Genomic DNA, 2,943 nt, shown 5'->3' on the forward strand with positions numbered 1-2,943 from the left:
GCACCCTGCCCTGAGCGGCCCGGCGGCGGGCTACGGTAGGGGCGACGGTCACGACGGGAAGGAGGCGAGGTGCGCAGCAGACTGCCCGCCGCGCTGCTTCTCGTCCTGTCGTGGCTGCTCCCCGCGACGGGCCATGCCGAGGTCGCCGCCCAGGTCGCCGCCCAGGTCGCCGCCCCGGCCGTCACGCAGGCCGTCACGCAGGTCACGGCGATCCAGGCGGCGGCCGACCCGCCCGCCGTCGCCCAGCTCGGCTCGACCCCGCCGCCGCCTCCGCTCGCGCAGGTCAGGCAGGCGGGGCACGACCAGGCCGGGCCCGGCGGGCAGGCGCTGCCCGCCGCGGCCCCGGCCCGGTCGCTGCACGTCTGGTCGGCCGTCGTCCGGCGGCCCGCCGTCCGTGCCGCCGCCGACCGGCCCGGGGGCGCGGCGGCGGCCCGCGCGCCTCCCTCCACGGTGCTCTGAAGATCCCTCTTCCGCACACCTGAGCCTGTGGAGGCCTCATGTCACGTGCGCCCATGTGGCGCGCGCTGGCGGCGTTCGCCGTCATCGCGACCTCGATCATCCTGTCCCTCACCGCCACGCCACGCCTCGGCCTCGACCTGCGCGGCGGTACCCAGCTCGTCTTCGAGGCCAGAGACTCCCCGACGGTCACGGCCGACTCCTCGGCCACCGACCGCGCCCTCGACGTGCTCCGCCGCCGGGCGGACGCGCTGGGGGTCGTCGATCCCACCCTGGCCCGCTCCGGCGAGAAGCGGATCATCGTCGAGCTGCCCGGCGTGCTCGACCCGAGCAAGGCGGCCGAGGTCATCGGCCGCACCGCCCAGCTCGCCTTCCACCCGGTCACCGGCCCCGGCAAGGCCGGGGACGCCACCGCGCTGCCCGACGAGAGCGGCAGCCCGCTCGCGCTCGGCCCGGCGGCGATCAGCGGCGACGGCGTCAGCGACGCCACCGAGCGCAGCGACCCGCAGCGCGGGCCCGGCTGGTCGGTCACGGTCGACTTCCGCGACGCCGACGCCTGGCAGCGGATGACCGGCGAGGCCGCCTGCCAGCCGGCGGGCGACCCGAAGCGGCGCGTCGCCATCGTGCTCGACAAGAAGATCATCTCGTCGCCGCAGCTCGACCCGTCCGTGCCGTGCGGCACCGGCATCCCGGGCGGCAGCACCGAGATCACCGGATCCTTCACCCAGGAGGAGGCCCGCGACCTGGCCGTGCTGATCAAGGGCGGCGCGCTGCCCGTGCCGCTCGACCTGGTCGAGCAGCGGACGGTCGGCCCCACGCTGGGCGCCGACGCCATCGAGGCCAGCGTCAAGGCCGCGATCGCCGGGCTGGTGCTGACCGCCCTGTTCATCATCGTGATCTACCGCCTGTCCGGCCTGCTCGCCGCCATCGCGCTCACCTGCTACGGCCTGATCTCCTACGCCGCGCTGGTCGCGATGGGCGCGACGTTCACGCTGCCCGGCCTGGCCGGGTTCGTGCTGGCCATCGGCATGGCGGTCGACGCCAACGTGCTCGTCTTCGAACGCGCCAGGGAGGAGTACGGCCTGGCCCCGGCCCGCGGGCTCGCCCCGGCACTGAACCGGGGGTTCAAGAACGCCTGGAGCGCCATCGCCGACTCCAACGTCACCACGCTCATCGCCGCCGCGCTGCTGTTCGGCCTGGCCTCCGGGCCGGTCAAGGGGTTCGGCGTGACGCTGGCGATCGGCGTGCTGGCCTCGCTGGTGTCGGCCATGCTGATCACCCGCGTGCTCACCCAGGCCGTCATCGGCCGGATCAGGCCGCGCCTGTCGGGCCTGGCCTCACCGGGCGCCGTCCGGACGTGGCTGGCCCGCCGGAACCCCCAGCTCATGAAGGCCAGGAAGCTGTGGCTCGCGGTCGCGGGCGGCCTGGTCGTCGCGGCGCTGGCCGGGCTGTTCACCCGCGGCCTGGACTTCGGGGTCGAGTTCACCGGCGGCCGGCTCGTGGAGTTCGGCACGTCCAGGCCGGTCGACGCCGACACGGCCCGGCGGCTCGTGAGCGAGGCCGGCTATCCGGGCGCGGTCGTGCAGGCCGCCGCCGACGGCGTGACCGTGCGCGCGGGGCAGCTCGACCCGGCCAAGGTCCAGGCCGCGCTGGAGGGGCGGGGCGGCGAGGTGAGCAAGGTGCGCGACGAGTTCATCGGCCCCACGCTGGGCGAGGAGCTGCGCCGCAACGCCGTCATCGCGCTCGGCGTGGCCGTGGCGGCGCAGCTGCTCTACCTGGCGGTGCGCTTCCGCTGGACGTTCGGCACGGCGACCGTGCTGGCGCTGCTGGTGGACCTGGCCGTGGTGATCGGGCTGTTCGCCTGGCTCGGCAAGCCGGTGGACGGCGTGTTCCTCGCCGCGATGCTGACCGTGGTCGGCTACTCGGTCAACGACAAGGTGGTGGTGTTCGACCGGGTGCGCGAGCTGTGGGCCGCCCGCCGCACCGCGCCGCTGGCCGAGGCGGTGAACACGGCGATCCTGCAGACCGTGCCGCGGACCGTCAACACCGGGCTCGGCGCGCTGTTCGTGCTGGTCGCGCTGGCCGTCTTCGGCGGCGACTCGCTGCGTGACTTCGCGATCGCGCTGGTCACCGGCATCGTCGTGGGCACGCTGACGTCGTCGTTCGTGGCCGGCCCCGCGGCCATCGGCCTGGCCCGGTACGACCGCCGTCCGGCCCCCCAGCCGCCCGCGCCCAAGGCCGCCCGGCGGCCCCGCGAGGGCTCGGGAGCCGTGTTGTGACCGGCGCCGCGGGCCCGCCTCGCGCGGGCGGGCCCGCGGCGTCGCGGGTCAGAGCCGGGCGAGCCAGTCCAGGAGGATGGCGTTGACCTCGTCCGGGCGTTCCTGCTGGATCCAGTGGCCGCAGTCGTCCAGGAGCCGGGAGGAGACCAGGCCGGGCAGGGTGGTGGGGAAGGCGTCGATCGCGGCGGAGAGCCACCGGGTCGTGTCG

Annotated in this window: 2 protein-coding genes; both read left to right on the forward strand. The window is 75.6% G+C overall.

All coding sequences use genetic code 11. The features are described from left to right. Positions 1-69 precede the first annotated feature (69 nt). Positions 70-459 carry a hypothetical protein gene (locus tag ACWCSD_RS50800; protein ID WP_449926768.1) on the forward strand — a complete coding sequence of 130 codons (390 nt, stop codon included), beginning with the start codon at positions 70-72 and terminating at the stop codon, positions 457-459. A gap of 38 nt (positions 460-497) precedes the next feature. After that, positions 498-2,735, forward strand: coding sequence for a protein translocase subunit SecD (gene secD / locus ACWCSD_RS50805; RefSeq protein ID WP_449926771.1), 2,238 nt, complete (start codon positions 498-500; stop codon positions 2,733-2,735). The last annotated feature ends 208 nt before the right edge of the window (positions 2,736-2,943 follow it).

The organism is Nonomuraea sp. NPDC001684, from assembly GCF_053596515.1.